The organism is Escherichia sp. MOD1-EC5990 (genome assembly GCF_002965285.1).
GTDB lineage: Bacteria > Pseudomonadota > Gammaproteobacteria > Enterobacterales > Enterobacteriaceae > Escherichia > Escherichia coli_F.
This window is the reverse complement of record NZ_PTRV01000002.1, coordinates 136,124-156,720: the sequence shown is the minus strand read 5'-3', so window position 1 is coordinate 156,720 and position 20,597 is coordinate 136,124. Positions and strand designations below refer to the sequence as shown.

The window sequence follows — 20,597 nt, the reverse complement described above, 5'->3', positions numbered from 1 at the left end:
GGGGGAGATAGATTAGTTGTACATTACCACGATTTTGACTCGGCTCATTATTTGCCCGCTTGAGACATTGTTTCCATATGTACGCGGGTGAATAAATAGAGGAATTTGATTACTTCCTTCATGGGGATGCTGAAAAGAGTAGTAATTGCTTTTACCATACTGGATTTCATTCGTACCATCATTGGAGAGTGAAAGCCTATTTGACCCGCACCGTCCTCACTGTTTTCTAACTCATTTTTTAATATGCTGGTTCCTGACTCCTGTATCGTCACCGGTTCAAAGTAATATTCACCTTCGCTGGGTTCAAAAACTAATTCACCTTGCTCGCCCTGGATGCAGTCAAATCTTATATGATGAAACTGATAATTTTCACTATTGATACGAGACAGTACAAATCGTCCAGTGTCGATGGATTTGTCTTCAAAACCACAAGTCATTAAGTTAACCTGTAAAATGGTATTTAAATTAAAGTTAAAGCGGACGCTGTTACAATTAGTATTACTCCCTATGCATGAGCTCACTTCAATTTCGAACAACAAAGGAAAATGTGCCCCTGGAAAAATATCTGAGATGTGAGAATTATCTGGTAACGAAGTAATAGAATATGGAATCGTGAAATTTATTGCAGATAAGACTTCTTCTAAATTATAAGATGATTTACCGGGTAGTTCTATTTTTTTACCGTTAGATTCAAAAGGAAAATTAATAATATAATGACGCCCCCCCCACTTTAAACCTTAAGGCGTTCAGTGTTAAAAAATGAACTTTAATGGCGTTGGTCGTATCTTGCAAATCCGCACACTCAATGATATTTCCAGTGTTTTCAATTTTTTCAACTGCGAGATTACCTTTCATATTAAGTGGTTTTAGAGTGTAAGTTCCACGTTGTTCACCGACATTGGTCACTGCACAGGGAGCACTTTGCACAATAAAAGAATATAGACTCAAGGAGAGCAATAAAAGCCACTTCATAGTAAACTCCTTTTACTGACATATATATGTTTTATTTTCATCGATAACGTTTTTAAAAGTAATGGTACAAAATAAGTTCTGTTCATCGTTGAGAGCAATTTTTATGCCGGTGGATAAAGGTTGCATAATATTGGCAGAAAGGCTATTTTTTCTGCCAATATCATAAAAATCATCATATTCACTATGATGATTGTGTTTATCATTTTCGTAAAGATGGTCGCTGAATGTTCTATAATCCTGTGAAGCATAACGCCATGCGGCTACGCTAAAGCGAGTAGTCGTTTGCACTAAATATTTATTATAGGCGACCTGATAGCTTGTACCTTCGTGTATTTTATCATTATTTAACTTACTACTCGATCGGGTAGCGTCAAAAGAAATAGCACCCAGCGGTGTATTCCAACCATTTCCTAACGTTATTGCATTATAGTTATCGGTTAAAATCGTACCGCCATACAGTGTCACAAGATTGTTGAGGCCATATAAATAATTTGCCTCAAGAAAGTCCTCCTGATTGTTTACACCATATATCTTACTGCGTCCGGCGATAAAATCGAAATTTGAAACACCTGGTTGCAGCATGTTGGGCACGGAAGAGTAGGGCACCAAAAAGGAACGAACACTACCATCTGCTTCTTTTATGCTGACATCGAGATCAGAGCCGCTGCCCGAAAGTTGCAAATCTGCGATAGTAAATGGTCCCGGGGGAACCTCTTTTTGGTAAATGATGTAGCCATTTTGCGAAACCGTTATCAATGCATTACTTTGCGCAATACCTTGTACTAAAGGTGTAAAGCTCTGCATGGAATCAGGTAACATTTGCATATCGCGAAATAAGCGTATTCCGCTAAATCGCAGAGAGTCGAATATGAGTGAGGATGTATAATTTTCTCCTATCTGAACTATGCTTAATATTTGCGACCAGCCACGTTCCAGGTAAAGAGTATTACTTTGCCATGTGCCTTTCATATCATCAGGCTTGCTATAGCTGGCATCAGAGTGTAATTGCCAACTAAATAAATTTAATCCGCTGTTAAAACGACCATAACTGGCTGTATTACTGTTATTATTACTGTCATAAGAGCGATACTGACTATAAATTATAGGAGGTATAAAAAGCACCAATGCCGCGATCCCAACTTTCCGGGGGAACGTAACCTCTTTCAAGTTCATTGATATACGCCTGTGGGATCGTTAAAATTAGTCGGTGTTCACTGATATCCCACTGATATTGTCCACCATGAACCGCTTCATCCAGTAAAATACAATTATCTTCTGTATTGAGATTATCGGTCTTTACCTCCAGTGTGGTTAGTAGCACCTTAGGCAGACATGGTTTGGCTTGTGACTCTGGGATCGTGATATCTTGTTTCTCACGCCACTGGTGGTTTACATAAACATCAAGTTCGTAGTTTCCTGGAAGCGGTTGTTTATTATCTAAATGATATTCAGAAACTTTTTCTCCTCTCATGCCGCCGATCATAAAGTGTGTATCAAAAGTTTCTTCAGCATAACCTGGAAAAGAATACAAAATAATAATTGCAGCGACCCATCGTGTCGTCCTTAACATGACTTTTACCTGTTATTTTGCAGCGATTTTACTATTGATATTATTCCCGTAATCATCAACTACCGTTAGTTCATACTCTGAGGTGTTGTTATTTTTTAATGTAATGTCGTTATTAGAAAATGGAGGTAGTAATATACTTTCATTATTAACTTTCACATTTTGGGCTTTGATAGTTGTAATCGTTATCCAGTTCGCTGTTTCATTGTTTATTGAGATGGCATTATCTTTCTTTTTGATATTTAATTGAGACAGGCTTTTTTTATCTACCGGCGCTACTCCTTCGGGACGCCAAAATAACTTTATACGGTTTTGTAATGCAAGTTTAATTTTGTTTTTTCCAGCATTTTGTGGGTTGTTTGGAGGGATGTCTATAACATTTAGATAAAATAAACTTTCTTTATTGTGAGGTAAATTGTTTGGCATTTTTTTATTTTTAGTTGTTGGCCAGAACCTCCTGCTACACGACTTACTGGCGGAGTGAGAATAAATGGGACCTGAATTTTTTCTGGCGCGATAGTTGTGTTTCCATCATCGATCCATGCCTGAATCAAAGAGGCATTTTTGCTTTGATTCATTAACTGTACGAGAACTTCTCTGTTTTTTTTGGATAGATAATACGCGTACCATAGATGACCACACCCGCATGAACAGGTAAAATAAAAAATGACATCAGCAATGCTGTTATAATTCTCATGTAATCACTCCGTAAATAATACCGGTAGCAGAGCTACCGGCATAAAAATTTTAATCTGCACTGATTTTAATCGTCACGGTTGACTCCACGGAGCCTTTTGTTACAGGATCGGTACTTGTACGCTCATATTGTGCATTTAAATTAAGAAAATATTGTCCAGAACCATTATCTTTCAGCGGTGTTTTTACACCTGGCAATATTCTTGTCATATTTCCATCACCGAGGAAAAAGGCAAAGCCAACGTTTTCAGCAGTTCCTTTATTCAACGTAAAGTTATTAGCATCAAACTCTGAGGCTAATACTTCGATATTTGGTGCTGTATTGCCATCACACTGAATTTCTAAGTCATGAGCGGTTGAACCGGTTTTTAAAGTATAGATTTCATTATTAATAAGTTGATTCATTGCACTGGTTACAACATCTTCGACAACAATATCGGTTGTTGAATCACCATTAACAAAGTAACACGTTGTATCAACAACTTCTCCTCTAACGGTTAGTGTTCCTTGATCGACATCCTTGGCGAAGGTTGTTACGCTGAATATCAACGTTGTCGCCACGAACGGAATAATATACTTTTTCATAAATCATTCTTAATTGACTAGTATGGAAGGTTGCTCATTTTCAAACCTGATTATGTGATCAGGTTGTTAGTATTTATATTAATGTTTAAGTTTTTAAATTTTTGATGTGAAGTTGATGAAATGTTGAAAGTTTAATATTCTTCGTTGCTCGCTTCTTTATAAAAGTTCTGGGGTTCACTCATTAGAGTGAAGAGTAGGATATTTGAGTGCATGTTTCAGGTTTTTTTATTTCTCTGCAGTGAATTAATATACATCAGATGTAATTTTATTCTGAATAACATCTTTCTTTGGGGGGGGGATCCTGATGAGGGATGTTTGTCATAAGGAACATACTTTCATTGATGCTCTGAAGGTATTTACTCATTTCCGGAGATGTTTTGTCGTAATCGTGCATATACTTACTCAATTCTTGATACACATCATTATTTAGCGTTACATTGTCGCGAACTAATGTTTGAACCAATGGAATCAAAATTTCGAAACGAGACGCTTTGTCATCAATACTTCCCAGTGTTTTGAATACTCCTGTATATATATTACCTAAGTACTTATTGACAAGTTGAGTGGTCCATCGAACAGGCATAATATCTTCACAGAGAAGGTTTTTTATTTTTGTTTTAATGAAGAATACTCCAAATATATTACATTTTTTTAAGAAAAGATTATTTATTTCTCCATTGAAAAAGGTTGTGTTTGATAAGTCACTTTCAAAGCATGATATATTTGAGAATATACAAGTGGAATAATAACCATATGTCAGGTTGCTCTTTTCTATCGTTAAGTTTGATAGCAATATTTTATGTATGTTAATATTTGGAGCAGTCAAGTACTGGATTTTTTGCTTGTTAAGTTCATAAATCTCCATGGATTTATTATAAGGTAATAAAAGTATAAATTCCTTTATATAATATCCGTCGTAAGAAAAGACAACATTAAATTTATTGGTGGTCGTTTTTTCAGTTGTGCAGCAAGCTGTTTTTTGTATTAATTGATTAGTCGTAATTTTAAAAGATGATAATTTTTCACAAAGCTGTAAATATGCTGTGTTGCTAGTTTTAAAATTCTGCCATGTTATATCTTGGTTAACATCGATGGATAAGTAAGGGATTTTTTGATATTGCCCATTGTATAACTCAGGGTATGTATTCATTTTAATTAGCTTTTTGAGTTCCTTGCTAAGATAACCTTTTTTCTTGTCTATTTCTCTGTATTTTCTGTTTAGCAAGGTATCCTGATGATCATAAAATGACTGAACTTTTTTGCAGGCTTCATAAAATATTTCAGGAGTATATAACTGATCGTATATTTCCTGATCGAAGTTTGTCTTTAAAAATTTAAGGAATTTGACATGGCAATCTTCTGATATCTTAATATCTTCAGTAATATATTCACTTGTGACGTCATCAAAAACATCCAATCTAAGTAATGTGATGTTTTTGTCTTTTAAAAAAGAAAGTTGGATTGTGTGTTCTTGGACTTTACATCTATAAAAATGCGCATCTATCAAATTAGTTTGTTGAAATAAAAAATGAAGTGCTGGAGATATTTTAGGTAACTGTTGGCTTCTAAAAAAATCATCAAATAAAATAATTAACTCTGTTTTATACTCGCATAATATTTTTAATGAATTGTCTTTTCTTGTTTCCTTTATTGTTTCATTATCTGCTATATTTGATTTATAAAGATAATGTGGCAAAGTATATATACCATCTTTCATTATCAGTCCTTGAATTTGATGAGTTTTTTTATTAATTTATTTTAAAGTATATGTGATTACTATCAAAAATCGCTCATTAGTTTTTAATAAGTACATTATAAATAAGTATTTAACCTGTATTGATTGTGGTTAATAATTTATTAGATTTAATAAAGTGATATTTATGGATGGTTAAAGAGTATAGGAATTTAATTCAAAGGTAGAGTGGTCTTAAGTTTAATACCTCAATGTGTATCACAATCTCCACATTCTGTGTAGGGGGAGTCTGAAGATTGAGTAGATATTCTTATTCAGAATATATCAGCCGATGACTCTACGATTCTTAAGTCACGAAGAGTTCAGAGAGTGTAACGGCATGTCTGCAAGAACCTGTAACTTTTGACTCTCTGGCAATCGCCATTGTGTTCTCTCAGGCATCACAAAAGCCGCAGACATAAAAAAACCCGCTTGCGCGGGCTTTTTCACAAAGCTTCAGCAAATTGGCGATTAAGCCAGTTTGTTGATCTGTGCAGTCAGGTTAGCCTTATGACGTGCAGCTTTGTTTTTGTGGATCAGACCTTTAGCAGCCTGACGGTCCACGATCGGTTGCATTTCGTTAAATGCTTTCTGTGCAGCAGCTTTGTCGCCAGCTTCGATAGCTGCGTATACTTTCTTGATGAAAGTACGCATCATAGAGCGACGGCTTGCGTTGTGCTTACGAGCCTTTTCAGACTGAATGGCGCGCTTCTTAGCTGATTTGATATTAGCCAAGGTCCAACTCCCAAATGTGTTCTATATGGACAATTCAAAGGCCGAGGAATATGCCCTTTTAGCCTTCTTTTGTCAATGGATTTGTGCAAATAAGCGCCGTTAATGTGCCGGCACTCGTTACGTAGTGATGGCGCAGGATTCTACCAGCTTGCGTGGTGCGAATACAGCTTTTCCGCGATAAAAATTGCAGCAGGCGGTCTGTTTCTTCCCGTAATTTGCGGCATGGCAATGAAAAGCCACTTCTTTCTGATTTCGGTACTCAATCGCCGGTTAACCTTGACCGCTGTACAAGGTATACTCGGACGATTTTCACTGTTTTGAGCCAGACATGAAGCTGATACGCGGCATACATAATCTCAGCCAGGCCCCGCAAGAAGGGTGTGTGCTGACTATTGGTAATTTCGACGGCGTGCATCGCGGTCATCGCGCGCTGTTACAGGGCTTGCAGGAAGAAGGGCGCAAGCGCAACTTACCGGTGATGGTGATGCTTTTTGAACCTCAACCACTGGAACTGTTTGCTACCGATAAAGCCCCGGCACGGCTGACCCGACTGCGGGAAAAACTGCGTTACCTTGCAGAGTGTGGCGTTGATTACGTGCTGTGCGTGCGTTTCGACAGGCGTTTCGCGGCGTTAACCGCGCAAAATTTCATCAGTGACCTTCTGGTGAAGCATTTGCGGGTAAAATTTCTTGCCGTAGGTGATGATTTCCGCTTTGGCGCTGGTCGTGAAGGCGATTTCTTGTTATTACAGAAAGCTGGCGCGGAATACGGCTTCGATATCACCAGTACGCAAACTTTTTGTGAAGGTGGCGTGCGCATCAGCAGTACCGCTGTGCGTCAGGCGCTGGCGGATGACAATCTGGCTCTGGCAGAAAGTTTACTGGGGCACCCGTTTGCCATCTCCGGGCGTGTGGTCCACGGAGATGAATTAGGGCGCACTATAGGTTTCCCGACGGCGAATGTACCGCTGCGCCGTCAGGTTTCCCCGGTGAAAGGGGTTTATGCGGTAGAAGTGCTGGGCCTCGGTGAAAAGCCGTTACCCGGCGTGGCAAACATCGGAACACGCCCAACGGTTGCCGGTATTCGCCAGCAGCTGGAAGTGCATTTGTTAGATGTTGCAATGGACCTGTATGGTCGCCATATACAAGTAGTGCTGCGTAAAAAAATACGCAATGAGCAGCGATTTGCGTCGCTGGACGAACTGAAAGCGCAGATTGCGCGTGATGAATTAACCGCCCGCGAATTTTTTGGGCTAACAAAACCGGCTTAAGCCTGTTATGTAATCAAACCGAAATACGGAACCGAGAATCTGATGAGTGACTATAAATCAACCCTGAATTTGCCGGAAACAGGGTTCCCGATGCGTGGCGATCTCGCCAAGCGTGAACCGGGAATGCTGGCGCGTTGGACTGATGATGATCTGTACGGCATCATTCGTGCGGCTAAAAAAGGCAAAAAAACCTTCATTCTGCATGATGGCCCTCCTTATGCGAATGGCAGCATTCATATTGGTCACTCGGTTAACAAGATTCTGAAAGACATTATCGTGAAGTCCAAAGGGCTTTCCGGTTATGACTCGCCGTATGTGCCTGGCTGGGACTGCCACGGTCTGCCGATCGAGCTGAAAGTAGAGCAAGAATACGGTAAGCCGGGTGAGAAATTCACCGCCGCCGAGTTCCGCGCTAAGTGCCGCGAATACGCTGCGACCCAGGTTGACGGTCAGCGCAAAGACTTTATCCGTCTGGGCGTGCTGGGCGACTGGTCGCACCCGTACCTGACTATGGACTTCAAAACTGAAGCCAATATCATCCGCGCGCTGGGCAAAATCATCGGCAACGGTCACCTGCACAAAGGTGCGAAGCCGGTGCACTGGTGCGTTGACTGCCGTTCTGCGCTGGCGGAAGCGGAAGTTGAGTATTACGACAAAACTTCTCCGTCCATCGACGTCGCTTTCCAGGCGGTCGATCAGGATGCACTGAAAGCAAAATTTGGCGTAAGCAACGTTAACGGCCCAATCTCGCTGGTGATCTGGACCACTACGCCGTGGACTCTGCCTGCCAACCGCGCAATCTCCATTGCACCGGATTTCGACTATGCGCTGGTGCAGATCGACGGTCAGGCTGTGATTCTGGCGAAAGATCTGGTTGAAAGCGTAATGCAGCGTATCGGCGTGACCGATTACACCATTCTCGGCACGGTAAAAGGTGCGGAGCTGGAGCTGCTTCGCTTTACCCATCCGTTTATGGGCTTCGACGTTCCGGCAATTCTTGGCGATCACGTTACGCTGGATGCCGGTACCGGTGCCGTTCATACCGCGCCTGGCCACGGCCCGGACGACTATGTGATTGGTCAGAAATACGGCCTGGAAACCGCTAACCCGGTTGGCCCGGACGGCACTTATCTGCCGGGCACTTACCCGACGCTGGATGGCGTGAACGTCTTCAAAGCGAACGACATCGTTGTTGCGCTGCTGCAGGAAAAAGGCGCGCTGTTGCACGTTGAGAAAATGCAGCACAGCTATCCGTGCTGCTGGCGTCACAAAACGCCGATCATCTTCCGCGCGACGCCGCAGTGGTTCGTCAGCATGGATCAGAAAGGTCTGCGTGCGCAGTCACTGAAAGAGATCAAAGGCGTGCAGTGGATCCCGGACTGGGGCCAGGCGCGTATCGAGTCGATGGTTGCTAACCGTCCTGACTGGTGTATCTCCCGTCAGCGCACCTGGGGCGTACCGATGTCACTGTTCGTGCACAAAGACACGGAAGAGCTGCATCCGCGTACCCTCGAACTGATGGAAGAAGTGGCAAAACGCGTTGAAGTTGATGGCATCCAGGCGTGGTGGGATCTCGATGCGAAAGAGATCCTCGGCGACGAAGCTGACCAGTACGTGAAAGTGCCGGATACGCTGGACGTATGGTTTGACTCCGGATCTACCCACTCTTCTGTGGTTGACGTGCGTCCGGAATTTGCTGGTCACGCAGCGGACATGTATCTGGAAGGTTCAGACCAGCACCGTGGCTGGTTCATGTCCTCTCTGATGATCTCTACCGCGATGAAGGGCAAAGCACCGTATCGTCAGGTACTGACCCACGGCTTTACCGTGGATGGTCAGGGTCGCAAGATGTCTAAATCTATCGGCAACACCGTTTCGCCGCAGGACGTGATGAACAAACTCGGCGCGGATATTCTGCGTCTGTGGGTGGCATCAACTGACTACACCGGTGAAATGGCCGTTTCTGACGAGATCCTGAAACGTGCAGCCGACAGCTATCGTCGTATCCGTAACACCGCACGCTTCCTGCTGGCAAACCTGAACGGTTTTGATCCGGCAAAAGATATGGTGAAACCGGAAGAGATGGTGGTACTGGATCGCTGGGCCGTAGGTTGTGCGAAAGCGGCGCAGGAAGACATTCTCAAGGCATACGAAGCATACGATTTCCACGAAGTGGTACAGCGTCTGATGCGCTTCTGCTCCGTTGAGATGGGCTCTTTCTACCTCGACATCATTAAGGACCGCCAGTACACCGCGAAAGCGGACAGCGTGGCGCGTCGTAGCTGCCAGACTGCGCTGTATCACATCGCAGAAGCGCTGGTTCGCTGGATGGCACCAATCCTCTCCTTCACCGCTGATGAAGTGTGGGGCTATCTGCCGGGCGAACGTGAAAAATACGTCTTCACCGGCGAGTGGTACGAAGGCCTGTTTGGTCTGGCAGACAGCGAAGCGATGAACGATGCGTTCTGGGACGAGCTGTTGAAAGTGCGCGGTGAAGTGAACAAAGTCATTGAGCAAGCGCGTGCTGACAAGAAAGTGGGTGGCTCGCTGGAAGCGGCAGTAACCTTGTATGCAGAACCGGAACTGGCGGCGAAACTGACCGCGCTGGGCGATGAATTACGATTTGTCCTGTTGACCTCCGGCGCTACCGTTGCAGACTATAACGACGCCCCTGCTGATGCTCAGCAGAGCGAAGTACTCAAAGGGCTGAAAGTCGCGTTGAGTAAAGCCGAAGGTGAGAAGTGCCCACGCTGCTGGCACTACACCCAGGATGTCGGCAAGGTGGCGGAACACGCAGAAATCTGCGGCCGCTGTGTCAGCAACGTCGCCGGTGACGGTGAAAAACGTAAGTTTGCCTGATGAGTCAATCGATCTGTTCAACAGGGCTACGCTGGCTGTGGCTGGTGGTAGTCGTGCTGATTATCGATCTGGGCAGCAAGTACCTGATCCTCCAGAATTTTGCTCTGGGGGATACGGTCCCGCTGTTCCCGTCGCTTAATCTGCATTATGCGCGTAACTATGGCGCGGCGTTTAGTTTCCTTGCCGATAGCGGCGGCTGGCAGCGTTGGTTCTTTGCCGGTATTGCGATTGGTATTAGCGTGATCCTGATGGTGATGATGTATCGCTCGAAGGCCACGCAGAAGCTAAACAATATCGCTTACGCGCTGATTATTGGCGGTGCGCTGGGCAACCTGTTCGACCGCCTGTGGCACGGCTTCGTTGTCGATATGATCGACTTCTACGTCGGCGACTGGCACTTCGCTACCTTCAACCTTGCCGATACTGCCATCTGTGTCGGTGCGGCACTGATTGTGCTGGAAGGTTTTTTGCCTTCTAAAGCGAAAAAACAATAATAAACCCTGCCGGATGCGATGCTGACGCATCTTATCCGGCCTACAGATTGCTGCGAAATCGTAGGCCGCATCCGGCAAAAATCCTCAAAATATAAGAGCAAACCTGCATGTCTGAATCTGTACAGAGCAATAGCGCCGTCCTGGTGCACTTCACGCTGAAACTCGACGATGGCACTACCGCCGAGTCTACCCGCAACAACGGTAAACCGGCGTTGTTCCGCTTGGGCGATGTTTCTCTTTCTGAAGGGCTGGAGCAACACCTGCTGGGGCTGAAAGTGGGCGATAAAACCACCTTCTCGCTGGAGCCAGATGCGGCGTTTGGTGTGCCGTCACCGGACCTGATTCAGTACTTCTCCCGCCGTGAGTTTATGGATGCAGGCGAGCCAGAAATTGGCGCAATCATGCTTTTTACCGCAATGGATGGCAGTGAGATGCCTGGCGTGATCCGCGAAATTAACGGCGACTCCATTACCGTTGATTTCAACCATCCGCTGGCCGGGCAGACCGTTCATTTTGATATTGAAGTGCTGGAAATCGATCCGGCACTGGAGGCGTAACATGCAGATCCTGTTGGCCAACCCACGTGGTTTTTGTGCCGGGGTAGACCGCGCTATCAGCATTGTTGAAAACGCGCTGGCCATTTACGGCGCACCGATATATGTCCGTCACGAAGTGGTGCATAACCGCTACGTGGTCGATAGCCTGCGCGAGCGTGGGGCTATCTTTATTGAGCAGATTAGCGAAGTCCCGGACGGCGCGATCCTGATTTTCTCCGCACACGGTGTTTCTCAGGCGGTACGTAACGAAGCGAAAAGCCGTGATTTGACGGTGTTTGATGCCACCTGTCCGCTGGTGACCAAAGTGCATATGGAAGTCGCCCGTGCCAGCCGCCGTGGTGAAGAGTCTATTCTTATCGGTCACGCCGGTCACCCGGAAGTGGAAGGGACGATGGGTCAGTACAGCAACCCGGAAGGGGGAATGTATCTGGTCGAATCGCCAGACGATGTGTGGAAACTGACGGTCAAAAACGAAGAGAAACTCTCCTTTATGACCCAAACTACGCTGTCGGTGGATGACACGTCTGATGTGATCGATGCGTTGCGTAAACGCTTCCCGAAAATTGTCGGGCCGCGCAAAGATGACATTTGCTACGCCACCACTAACCGTCAGGAAGCGGTACGCGCTCTGGCAGAACAGGCGGAAGTAGTACTGGTGGTTGGTTCAAAAAACTCTTCCAACTCCAACCGTCTGGCGGAACTGGCCCAGCGTATGGGCAAACGCGCGTTTTTGATTGACGATGCGAAAGATATCCAGGAAGTGTGGGTAAAAGGCGTGAACTGCGTCGGCGTGACTGCGGGCGCATCGGCTCCGGATATTCTGGTGCAGAATGTGGTGGCACGTTTGCAGCAGCTGGGCGGTGGTGAAGCCATTCCGCTGGAAGGCCGTGAAGAAAACATTGTTTTCGAAGTGCCGAAAGAGCTGCGTGTCGATATTCGTGAAGTCGATTAAGTCATTAGCAGCCTAAGTTATGCGAAAATGCCGGTCCTGTTACCGGCATTTTTTATGGAGAAAACATGCGTTTACCTATCTTCCTCGATACAGACCCCGGTATTGACGATGCGGTCGCCATTGCCGCCGCGATTTTTGCCCCCGAACTCGACCTGCAACTGATGACCACCGTCGCGGGTAATGTTTCGGTTGAGAAAACTACCCGCAACGCCCTGCAACTGCTGCATTTCTGGAATGCGGATATCCCACTTGCCCAGGGAACCGCTGTGCCGCTGGTACGCGCACCGCGTAATGCAGCATCTGTACACGGTGAATCGGGAATGGCAGGCTACGACTTTGTTGAGCACAACCGAAAGCCACTGGAGTTACCGGCATTTCTGGCGATTCGTGATGCCCTGCTGCGTGCGCCTGAGCCTGTTACGCTGGTAGCCATCGGCCCGTTAACCAATATTGCGCTGTTACTTTCACAATGCCCGGAATGCAAACCGCATATTCGCCGTCTGGTGATCATGGGCGGTTCTGCCGGACGCGGCAACTGTACGCCAAACGCCGAGTTTAATATCGCTGCCGATCCAGAAGCGGCAGCCTGTGTCTTCCGTAGCGGCATCGAAATCGTTATGTGCGGTCTGGATGTCACCAATCAGGCAATATTAACTCCTGACTATCTCGCTACTTTGCCGGAGTTGAATCGTACCGGGAAAATGTTGCACGCCCTGTTTAGCCACTACCGTAGCGGCAGTATGCAAAGCGGTCTGCGTATGCACGATCTCTGCGCCATCGCCTGGCTGGTGCGCCCAGACTTGTTCACTCTCAAACCGTGTTTTGTGGCGGTGGAAACTCAGGGTGAATTTACCTCAGGCACGACGGTTGTTGATATTGATGGTTGCCTGAGTAAACCTGCAAACGTGCAGGTGGCGCTGGATCTGGATGTGAAAGGTTTCCAGCAGTGGGTGGCTGAGGTGCTGGCTCTGGCGTCGTAACCTGTCACATGTTATCGGCATGCAGTCATTCATCGACTCATGCCTTTCACTGATATCCCTCCCTGTTTATCATTAATTTCTAATTTTCAGCGTTTTTGGCTGGCGGCGTAGCGATGCGCTGGTTACTCTGAAAACGGTCTATGCAAATTAACAAAAGAGAATAGCTATGCATGATGCAAACATCCGCGTTGCCATCGCGGGAGCCGGGGGGCGTATGGGCCGCCAGTTGATTCAGGCGGCGCTGGCATTAGAAGGCGTGCAGCTGGGCGCGGCGCTGGAGCGCGAAGGATCTTCTTTACTGGGCAGCGACGCCGGTGAGCTGGCGGGTGCAGGAAAAACAGGCGTTACTGTGCAAAGCAGCCTTGATGCGATAAAAGATGATTTTGATGTGTTTATCGATTTTACCCGTCCGGAAGGTACGCTGAACCATCTCGCTTTTTGTCGCCAGCATGGCAAAGGGATGGTGATCGGCACTACGGGGTTTGACGAAGCCGGTAAACAGGCGATTCGTGACGCGGCCGCCGATATTGCGATTGTCTTTGCCGCCAACTTTAGCGTCGGCGTCAACGTCATGCTTAAGCTGCTGGAGAAAGCAGCGAAAGTGATGGGTGACTACACCGATATCGAAATTATCGAAGCGCATCATAGGCATAAAGTTGATGCTCCGTCAGGTACCGCACTGGCGATGGGGGAGGCGATAGCTCACGCGCTGGATAAAAACCTGAAAGAATGCGCGGTCTACAGTCGTGAAGGGCATACCGGTGAACGCGTACCTGGAACGATTGGTTTTGCTACCGTGCGTGCGGGTGACATCGTTGGTGAACATACCGCCATGTTTGCCGATATCGGCGAGCGTCTGGAGATCACCCATAAGGCTTCCAGCCGCATGACATTTGCTAACGGTGCGGTAAGATCGGCATTGTGGTTGAATGGTAAGGAAAGTGGTCTTTTTGATATGCGAGATGTGCTTGATCTCAATAATTTGTAACCACAAAACATTTGTGATGGTGCAAAAATAACATATTTAATTTATTGATTATAAAGGGCTTTAATTTTTAGCCCTTTTATTTTGAGTTTTTTATTTATAAAAGCGTATAGCGTGCTAAAAATAACATGTTTTCTCTTCTGTTTTTGTTGTTTTAATGTAAATTTTGACCATTTGGTCCACTTTTTTCTACGCGTTTTGATTTTATACAATCTTCTCGCTGCGCAAGCGTTTTCCAGAACGGGTTATGTGATATTTTTGTCGCTTAATGCCTGTAAAATATGTATGAGCCACAAAATAATATAAAAAATCCCGCCATTAAGTTGACTTTTAGCGCCCATATCTCCAGAATGCCGCCGTTTGCCAGAAATTCGTCGGTAAGCAGATTTGCATTGATTTACGTCATCATTGTGAATTAATATGCAAATAAAGTGAGTGAATATTCTCTGGAGGGTGTTTTGATTAAGTCAGCGCTATTGGTTCTGGAAGACGGAACCCAGTTTCACGGTCGGGCCATAGGGGCAACAGGTTCGGCGGTTGGGGAAGTCGTTTTCAATACTTCAATGACCGGTTATCAAGAAATCCTCACTGATCCTTCCTATTCTCGTCAAATCGTTACTCTTACTTATCCCCATATTGGCAATGTCGGCACTAATGACGCCGATGAAGAATCTTCTCAGGTACATGCACAAGGTCTGGTGATTCGCGACCTGCCGCTGATTGCCAGCAACTTCCGTAATACCGAAGACCTCTCTTCTTACCTTAAACGCCATAACATCGTGGCGATTGCTGATATCGATACCCGTAAGCTGACGCGTTTACTGCGTGAGAAAGGCGCACAGAATGGCTGCATTATCGCAGGCGATAACCCGGATGCGGCGCTGGCGTTAGAAAAAGCCCGCGCGTTCCCAGGTCTGAACGGCATGGATCTGGCAAAAGAGGTGACCACCGCAGAATCCTATAGCTGGACACAAGGGAGCTGGACGCTGACTGGCGGCTTGCCAGAAGCAAAAAAAGAAGACGAGTTACCGTTCCACGTCGTGGCTTATGATTTCGGCGCCAAACGCAACATCCTGCGCATGTTGGTTGACCGCGGCTGCCGCCTGACCATCGTTCCGGCGCAAACATCTGCCGAAGATGTACTGAAAATGAATCCAGACGGTATCTTCCTCTCCAACGGTCCTGGCGACCCGGCACCGTGTGATTACGCTATTACTGCCATCCAGAAATTCCTCGAAACCGACATCCCGGTATTCGGCATCTGCCTCGGCCATCAGTTGCTGGCGCTGGCGAGCGGTGCGAAGACTGTCAAAATGAAATTTGGACACCACGGCGGCAACCATCCGGTTAAAGATGTTGAAAAAAACGTGGTGATGATCACCGCCCAGAACCACGGTTTTGCGGTGGATGAAGCAACATTACCTGCAAACCTGCGTGTTACGCATAAATCCCTGTTCGACGGTACGTTACAGGGCATTCATCGCACCGATAAACCGGCATTCAGCTTCCAGGGGCACCCGGAAGCCAGCCCTGGTCCACACGACGCAGCGCCGTTGTTCGACCACTTTATCGAGTTAATTGAGCAGTACCGTAAAACCGCTAAGTAATCAGGAGTAAAAGAGCCATGCCAAAACGTACAGATATAAAAAGTATCCTGATTCTGGGTGCGGGCCCGATTGTTATCGGTCAGGCGTGTGAGTTTGACTACTCTGGCGCGCAAGCATGTAAAGCCCTGCGCGAAGAGGGTTACCGCGTCATTCTGGTGAACTCCAACCCAGCGACCATCATGACCGACCCGGAAATGGCCGATGCGACCTACATCGAGCCGATTCACTGGGAAGTGGTACGCAAGATTATTGAAAAAGAGCGTCCGGACGCGGTGCTGCCAACGATGGGCGGTCAGACAGCGCTGAACTGTGCGCTGGAGCTGGAGCGTCAGGGCGTGCTGGAAGAGTTCGGCGTCACCATGATTGGTGCCACCGCCGATGCGATTGATAAAGCCGAAGACCGCCGCCGTTTCGACGTGGCGATGAAGAAAATCGGTCTGGAAACTGCGCGTTCTGGTATCGCACACACCATGGAAGAAGCGCTGGCAGTTGCCGCTGAAGTGGGCTTCCCGTGCATTATTCGCCCATCCTTTACCATGGGTGGTAGCGGTGGTGGTATCGCTTATAACCGCGAAGAGTTTGAAGAAATTTGCGCCCGCGGTCTGGATCTCTCCCCAACCAAAGAGCTGCTGATTGATGAGTCGCTGATCGGCTGGAAAGAGTACGAGATGGAAGTGGTGCGTGATAAAAACGACAACTGCATCATCGTCTGCTCTATCGAAAACTTCGATGCGATGGGCATCCACACCGGTGACTCCATCACTGTCGCGCCAGCCCAAACGCTGACCGACAAAGAATATCAAATCATGCGTAACGCCTCGATGGCGGTACTGCGTGAAATCGGCGTTGAAACCGGTGGTTCCAACGTCCAGTTTGCGGTGAACCCGAAAAATGGTCGCCTGATTGTTATCGAAATGAACCCGCGCGTGTCCCGTTCTTCGGCGCTGGCGTCGAAAGCCACCGGTTTCCCGATTGCCAAAGTGGCGGCGAAACTGGCGGTAGGTTACACCCTCGATGAGCTGATGAACGACATCACCGGCGGACGTACTCCGGCCTCCTTCGAGCCGTCCATCGACTACGTGGTGACCAAAATTCCTCGCTTCAACTTCGAGAAATTCGCCGGTGCTAACGACCGTCTGACCACTCAGATGAAATCGGTTGGCGAAGTGATGGCGATTGGTCGCACGCAGCAGGAATCCCTGCAAAAAGCGCTGCGCGGCCTGGAAGTGGGCGCAACTGGCTTCGACCCGAAAGTCAGCCTCGATGATCCGGAAGCGCTGACCAAAATTCGCCGCGAGCTGAAAGACGCAGGCGCAGAGCGTATCTGGTATATCGCCGATGCGTTCCGTGCGGGCCTGTCCGTAGACGGCGTCTTCAATCTGACCAATATCGACCGCTGGTTCCTGGTTCAAATTGAAGAGCTGGTGCGCCTGGAAGAGAAAGTAGCGGAAGTGGGCATCACTGGCCTGAACGCTGACTTCCTGCGCCAGCTGAAACGCAAAGGCTTTGCCGATGCGCGTCTGGCAAAACTCGCGGGCGTGCGTGAAGCAGAAATCCGTAAGCTGCGTGACCAGTATGACCTGCACCCGGTTTACAAGCGCGTGGATACCTGTGCGGCAGAGTTCGCTACCGACACCGCTTATATGTACTCCACTTATGAAGAAGAGGGCGAATCCAACCCATCTGACCGTGACAAAATCATGGTCCTCGGCGGCGGCCCGAACCGTATCGGTCAGGGTATCGAATTCGACTACTGCTGCGTACACGCCTCACTGGCGCTGCGCGAAGACGGTTACGAAACCATTATGGTTAACTGTAACCCGGAAACCGTCTCCACTGACTACGACACTTCCGATCGCCTCTACTTCGAGCCGGTAACTCTGGAAGATGTGCTGGAGATCGTGCGTATTGAGAAGCCGAAAGGCGTTATCGTTCAGTACGGCGGTCAGACCCCGCTGAAACTGGCGCGCGCACTGGAAGCCGCTGGCGTACCGGTTATCGGCACCAGCCCGGATGCTATCGACCGTGCGGAAGACCGTGAACGCTTCCAGCATGCGGTTGACCGTCTGAAACTGAAACAACCGGCGAACGCCACCGTTACTGCTATCGAGATGGCTGTTGAGAAAGCGAAAGAGATTGGCTACCCGCTGGTGGTGCGTCCGTCTTACGTTCTCGGCGGTCGGGCGATGGAAATCGTCTACGACGAAGCCGACCTGCGTCGTTACTTCCAGACGGCGGTCAGCGTGTCTAACGATGCACCAGTATTGCTGGACCACTTCCTCGATGACGCGGTAGAAGTGGATGTGGACGCCATCTGCGACGGTGAAATGGTGCTGATTGGCGGCATCATGGAGCATATTGAGCAGGCGGGCGTACACTCCGGTGACTCCGCATGTTCTCTGCCAGCCTACACTTTAAGTCAGGAAATTCAGGATGTGATGCGCCAACAGGTGCAGAAACTGGCCTTCGAATTGCAGGTGCGCGGTCTGATGAACGTGCAGTTTGCGGTGAAAAACAACGAAGTCTACCTGATTGAAGTTAACCCGCGTGCGGCGCGTACCGTTCCGTTCGTCTCCAAAGCCACCGGCGTACCGCTGGCGAAAGTGGCGGCGCGTGTGATGGCTGGCAAATCGCTGGCTGAGCAGGGCGTAACTAAAGAAGTTATCCCGCCGTATTACTCGGTGAAAGAAGTGGTGCTGCCGTTCAACAAATTCCCCGGCGTTGACCCGCTGTTAGGGCCAGAAATGCGCTCTACCGGGGAAGTGATGGGCGTGGGCCGCACCTTCGCTGAAGCGTTTGCCAAAGCGCAGCTGGGCAGCAACTCCACCATGAAGAAACACGGTCGTGCGCTGCTTTCCGTGCGCGAAGGCGATAAAGAACGCGTGGTAGACCTGGCGGCAAAACTGCTGAAACAGGGCTTCGAGCTGGATGCGACCCACGGCACAGCGATTGTGCTGGGCGAAGCGGGTATCAATCCGCGTCTGGTAAACAAGGTGCATGAAGGTCGTCCGCACATTCAGGACCGCATCAAGAATGGCGAATATACCTACATCATCAACACCACTTCAGGCCGTCGTGCGATTGAAGACTCCCGCGTGATTCGTCGCAGTGCGCTGCAATATAAAGTGCATTATGACACCACCCTGAACGGTGGTTTCGCTACCGCGATGGCGTTGAATGCCGATGCGACCGAGAAGGTCATTTCGGTGCAGGAAATGCACGCGCAAATCAAAAAATAATCACTGGCGGTTAATAAAATAATATAGGCCGCTAAGTAAATAATCAGAACGGTTCTCAATTGAGGGCCGTTTTTTTATGCGCAGTACAAATTTTCGCGAATCGGTTTTAATACACAATTTGAACCTAATAATCCGGATATAGCTCACACATATGGATCATTAAGTCGCATACTATCAATATATCCACAATTTTAATATGGTCTTGATTAATATATAGACAAGCCATGACAAGATTTCTAATTAGTGCAACTGGAGTTCCTATGTGTGAAGGATATGTTGAAAAACCACTCTACTTGTTAATTGCCGAATGGATGATGGCAGAAAACAGATGGATTATTGCAAGAGAGATCTCTATTCATTTTGATATTGAACACAGCAAGGCAATAAATACCCTGTCTTATATTTTGGGTGAAGTTGCTGAAATTAGCTGTGAAGTGAAAATGATCCCCAATAAGCTGGAGGGGCGAGGGTGCCAGTGTCAGCGCCTGGTAAAAGTGGTTGATATCGATGAGCAAATTTACGCCCGCCTGCGACATAACAGCCGGGAAAAAGTCGTCGGTGTCAGAAAGACGCCGCGTATTCCTGCCGTTCCACTCACGGAACTTAACCGCGAGCAGAAGTGGCAAATGATGTTGTCGAAGAGTATGCGTCGTTAATTTACTTTCGTTGATACCGTGCGGTCTGGTTGCCGGATGCGATGCTGGCATCTTATCCGGCCTACGGTTGCTCTCCAGTCAGGTCGGATAAGGTGTTTACGCCGCATCCGGCAAGATCACCGTTTCGGCGTCACATCCGTCGTCCCCTGCAAACGGGGACGATTTTCCTCCATTTGTCTCAACGGCTGCGTTTCATGTAACGCTACATGGCAGCGGCCGACAAGATCCTGATACTCTTTGGTATTCAACTGCTTCCAGTGTAACTCGTCGTCACTAACACTGCGTACAGCGCGGGCAGGCGTGCCCATCAACAACTGGCGTTTCTCGCCGCTAAAGCCCGCTTTGACAAAGCTCATAGCGGCAACAATGCTCTCTTCGCCAATGACCGCGCCATCCATAATCACGCTGTTCATCCCGACCAATGCATCGCGACCAATCACACAACCATGCAGGATTGCTCCGTGCCCGATATGGCCGTTTTCCCCAACGATGGTGTCAGTGTCGCAGTAGCCATGCATAATGCAGCCATCCTGAATATTGGCTCCCGCTTGCACGATCAACCGCCCGTAGTCACCACGCAGTGAGGCGAGTGGGCCGATGTAGACACCGGCTCCCACAATCACATCGCCAATCAAGACCGCACTGGGATGGACAAACGCCGTCGGGTGAACCACCGGAATTAACCCTTCAAAGGCGTAATAGCTCACGGTT

The 20,597-nt window shown here is 47.7% G+C and carries 15 protein-coding genes and 3 pseudogenes; 11 read left to right on the top strand and 7 right to left on the bottom strand.

Annotated elements, in window-relative coordinates; translation table 11 throughout:
• Positions 1-12: 12 nt before the first annotated feature.
• The 6 genes and pseudogenes from BEB42_RS26145 to rpsT all read right to left on the bottom strand — a co-directional run bounded on the left by BEB42_RS26145 (position 13) and on the right by rpsT (position 6,287).
• Positions 13-972 (bottom strand): annotated as a pseudogene (locus BEB42_RS26145) (fimbrial family protein).
• A gap of 102 nt (positions 973-1,074) precedes the next feature.
• Positions 1,075-2,542, bottom strand: a pseudogene (locus BEB42_RS02850) (fimbria/pilus outer membrane usher protein); the annotation flags it as partial.
• Positions 2,543-2,554: 12 nt separating this feature from the next.
• Positions 2,555-3,236: pseudogene (locus BEB42_RS02845) on the bottom strand (fimbria/pilus periplasmic chaperone).
• Between the two features lie 50 nt (positions 3,237-3,286).
• Entirely contained in the window at positions 3,287-3,820 is a 534-nt protein-coding gene (locus BEB42_RS02840; RefSeq protein ID WP_088541465.1) for a fimbrial protein, read from the bottom strand.
• Positions 3,821-4,085: 265 nt separating this feature from the next.
• The gene (locus BEB42_RS02835) at positions 4,086-5,537 is read right to left on the bottom strand and encodes a type III effector (RefSeq protein WP_105267154.1); all 1,452 of its coding nucleotides are present in this window, start codon (positions 5,535-5,537) and stop codon (positions 4,086-4,088) included.
• Between the two features lie 486 nt (positions 5,538-6,023).
• Positions 6,024-6,287, bottom strand: a complete 264-nt coding sequence (gene rpsT / locus BEB42_RS02830) for a 30S ribosomal protein S20 (protein WP_001274021.1) — start codon at positions 6,285-6,287, stop codon at positions 6,024-6,026.
• A 102-nt stretch (positions 6,288-6,389) separates the two neighbouring features.
• Here rpsT and BEB42_RS02825 point away from each other — a divergent pair, with 102 nt between their 5' ends.
• From BEB42_RS02825 to caiF, 11 genes are all read left to right on the top strand, one after another.
• On the top strand, positions 6,390-6,608 hold the full coding sequence (locus BEB42_RS02825) for a DUF2575 family protein (RefSeq protein WP_001353471.1): 219 nt from the start codon (positions 6,390-6,392) through the stop codon (positions 6,606-6,608).
• Positions 6,609-6,615: 7 nt separating this feature from the next.
• Entirely contained in the window at positions 6,616-7,557 is a 942-nt protein-coding gene (gene ribF, locus BEB42_RS02820) for a bifunctional riboflavin kinase/FAD synthetase (protein ID WP_000767324.1), read from the top strand.
• A 42-nt stretch (positions 7,558-7,599) separates the two neighbouring features.
• Positions 7,600-10,416 (top strand): isoleucine--tRNA ligase, encoded by a 2,817-nt coding sequence (ileS, locus tag BEB42_RS02815; protein ID WP_001286887.1) that lies wholly within the window; start codon positions 7,600-7,602, stop codon positions 10,414-10,416.
• Positions 10,416-10,910 carry a signal peptidase II gene (gene lspA, locus BEB42_RS02810; RefSeq protein WP_000083377.1) on the top strand — a complete coding sequence of 165 codons (495 nt, stop codon included), beginning with the start codon at positions 10,416-10,418 and terminating at the stop codon, positions 10,908-10,910. Before ileS ends, lspA begins: the two co-directional genes overlap by 1 nt.
• 107 nt (positions 10,911-11,017) lie before the next feature.
• The gene (gene fkpB, locus BEB42_RS02805; RefSeq protein ID WP_000004664.1) at positions 11,018-11,467 is read left to right on the top strand and encodes an FKBP-type peptidyl-prolyl cis-trans isomerase; all 450 of its coding nucleotides are present in this window, start codon (positions 11,018-11,020) and stop codon (positions 11,465-11,467) included.
• Position 11,468: 1 nt separating this feature from the next.
• The gene (gene ispH, locus BEB42_RS02800) at positions 11,469-12,419 is read left to right on the top strand and encodes a 4-hydroxy-3-methylbut-2-enyl diphosphate reductase (protein WP_001166401.1); all 951 of its coding nucleotides are present in this window, start codon (positions 11,469-11,471) and stop codon (positions 12,417-12,419) included.
• 65 nt (positions 12,420-12,484) lie between these two features.
• A complete protein-coding gene (gene rihC, locus BEB42_RS02795) occupies positions 12,485-13,399 on the top strand; it encodes a ribonucleoside hydrolase RihC (protein ID WP_105267153.1) in 915 nt (304 codons plus the stop codon).
• Positions 13,400-13,565: 166 nt separating this feature from the next.
• Positions 13,566-14,387, top strand: a complete 822-nt coding sequence (gene dapB, locus BEB42_RS02790; protein ID WP_105267152.1) for a 4-hydroxy-tetrahydrodipicolinate reductase — start codon at positions 13,566-13,568, stop codon at positions 14,385-14,387.
• Between the two features lie 455 nt (positions 14,388-14,842).
• Complete coding sequence (gene carA, locus BEB42_RS02780; RefSeq protein WP_039021800.1) at positions 14,843-15,991, top strand: glutamine-hydrolyzing carbamoyl-phosphate synthase small subunit; 1,149 nt, start codon at positions 14,843-14,845, stop codon at positions 15,989-15,991.
• A 17-nt stretch (positions 15,992-16,008) separates the two neighbouring features.
• Entirely contained in the window at positions 16,009-19,230 is a 3,222-nt protein-coding gene (gene carB, locus BEB42_RS02775) for a carbamoyl-phosphate synthase large subunit (RefSeq protein ID WP_105267150.1), read from the top strand.
• Between the two features lie 260 nt (positions 19,231-19,490).
• The gene (gene caiF / locus BEB42_RS02765) at positions 19,491-19,886 is read left to right on the top strand and encodes a carnitine metabolism transcriptional regulator CaiF (protein ID WP_000333114.1); all 396 of its coding nucleotides are present in this window, start codon (positions 19,491-19,493) and stop codon (positions 19,884-19,886) included.
• 116 nt (positions 19,887-20,002) lie between these two features.
• Here caiF and caiE read toward each other — a convergent pair whose 3' ends face one another.
• Entirely contained in the window at positions 20,003-20,593 is a 591-nt protein-coding gene (gene caiE / locus BEB42_RS02760; protein ID WP_024212258.1) for a carnitine operon protein CaiE, read from the bottom strand.
• Positions 20,594-20,597: the final 4 nt, after the last annotated feature.

Coding starts and splice junctions, on each gene's coding strand:
- BEB42_RS02840 (WP_088541465.1), bottom strand. CDS start 3,820: ATGAAAAAGTATATTATTCCGTTCGTGGCGACAACGTTGATATTCAGC.
- BEB42_RS02835 (WP_105267154.1), bottom strand. CDS start 5,537: ATGAAAGATGGTATATATACTTTGCCACATTATCTTTATAAATCAAAT.
- BEB42_RS02825 (WP_001353471.1), top strand. CDS start 6,390: ATGTGCCGGCACTCGTTACGTAGTGATGGCGCAGGATTCTACCAGCTT.
- ribF (WP_000767324.1), top strand. CDS start 6,616: ATGAAGCTGATACGCGGCATACATAATCTCAGCCAGGCCCCGCAAGAA.
- ileS (WP_001286887.1), top strand. CDS start 7,600: ATGAGTGACTATAAATCAACCCTGAATTTGCCGGAAACAGGGTTCCCG.
- lspA (WP_000083377.1), top strand. CDS start 10,416: ATGAGTCAATCGATCTGTTCAACAGGGCTACGCTGGCTGTGGCTGGTG.
- fkpB (WP_000004664.1), top strand. CDS start 11,018: ATGTCTGAATCTGTACAGAGCAATAGCGCCGTCCTGGTGCACTTCACG.
- ispH (WP_001166401.1), top strand. CDS start 11,469: ATGCAGATCCTGTTGGCCAACCCACGTGGTTTTTGTGCCGGGGTAGAC.
- rihC (WP_105267153.1), top strand. CDS start 12,485: ATGCGTTTACCTATCTTCCTCGATACAGACCCCGGTATTGACGATGCG.
- dapB (WP_105267152.1), top strand. CDS start 13,566: ATGCATGATGCAAACATCCGCGTTGCCATCGCGGGAGCCGGGGGGCGT.
- carB (WP_105267150.1), top strand. CDS start 16,009: ATGCCAAAACGTACAGATATAAAAAGTATCCTGATTCTGGGTGCGGGC.
- caiF (WP_000333114.1), top strand. CDS start 19,491: ATGTGTGAAGGATATGTTGAAAAACCACTCTACTTGTTAATTGCCGAA.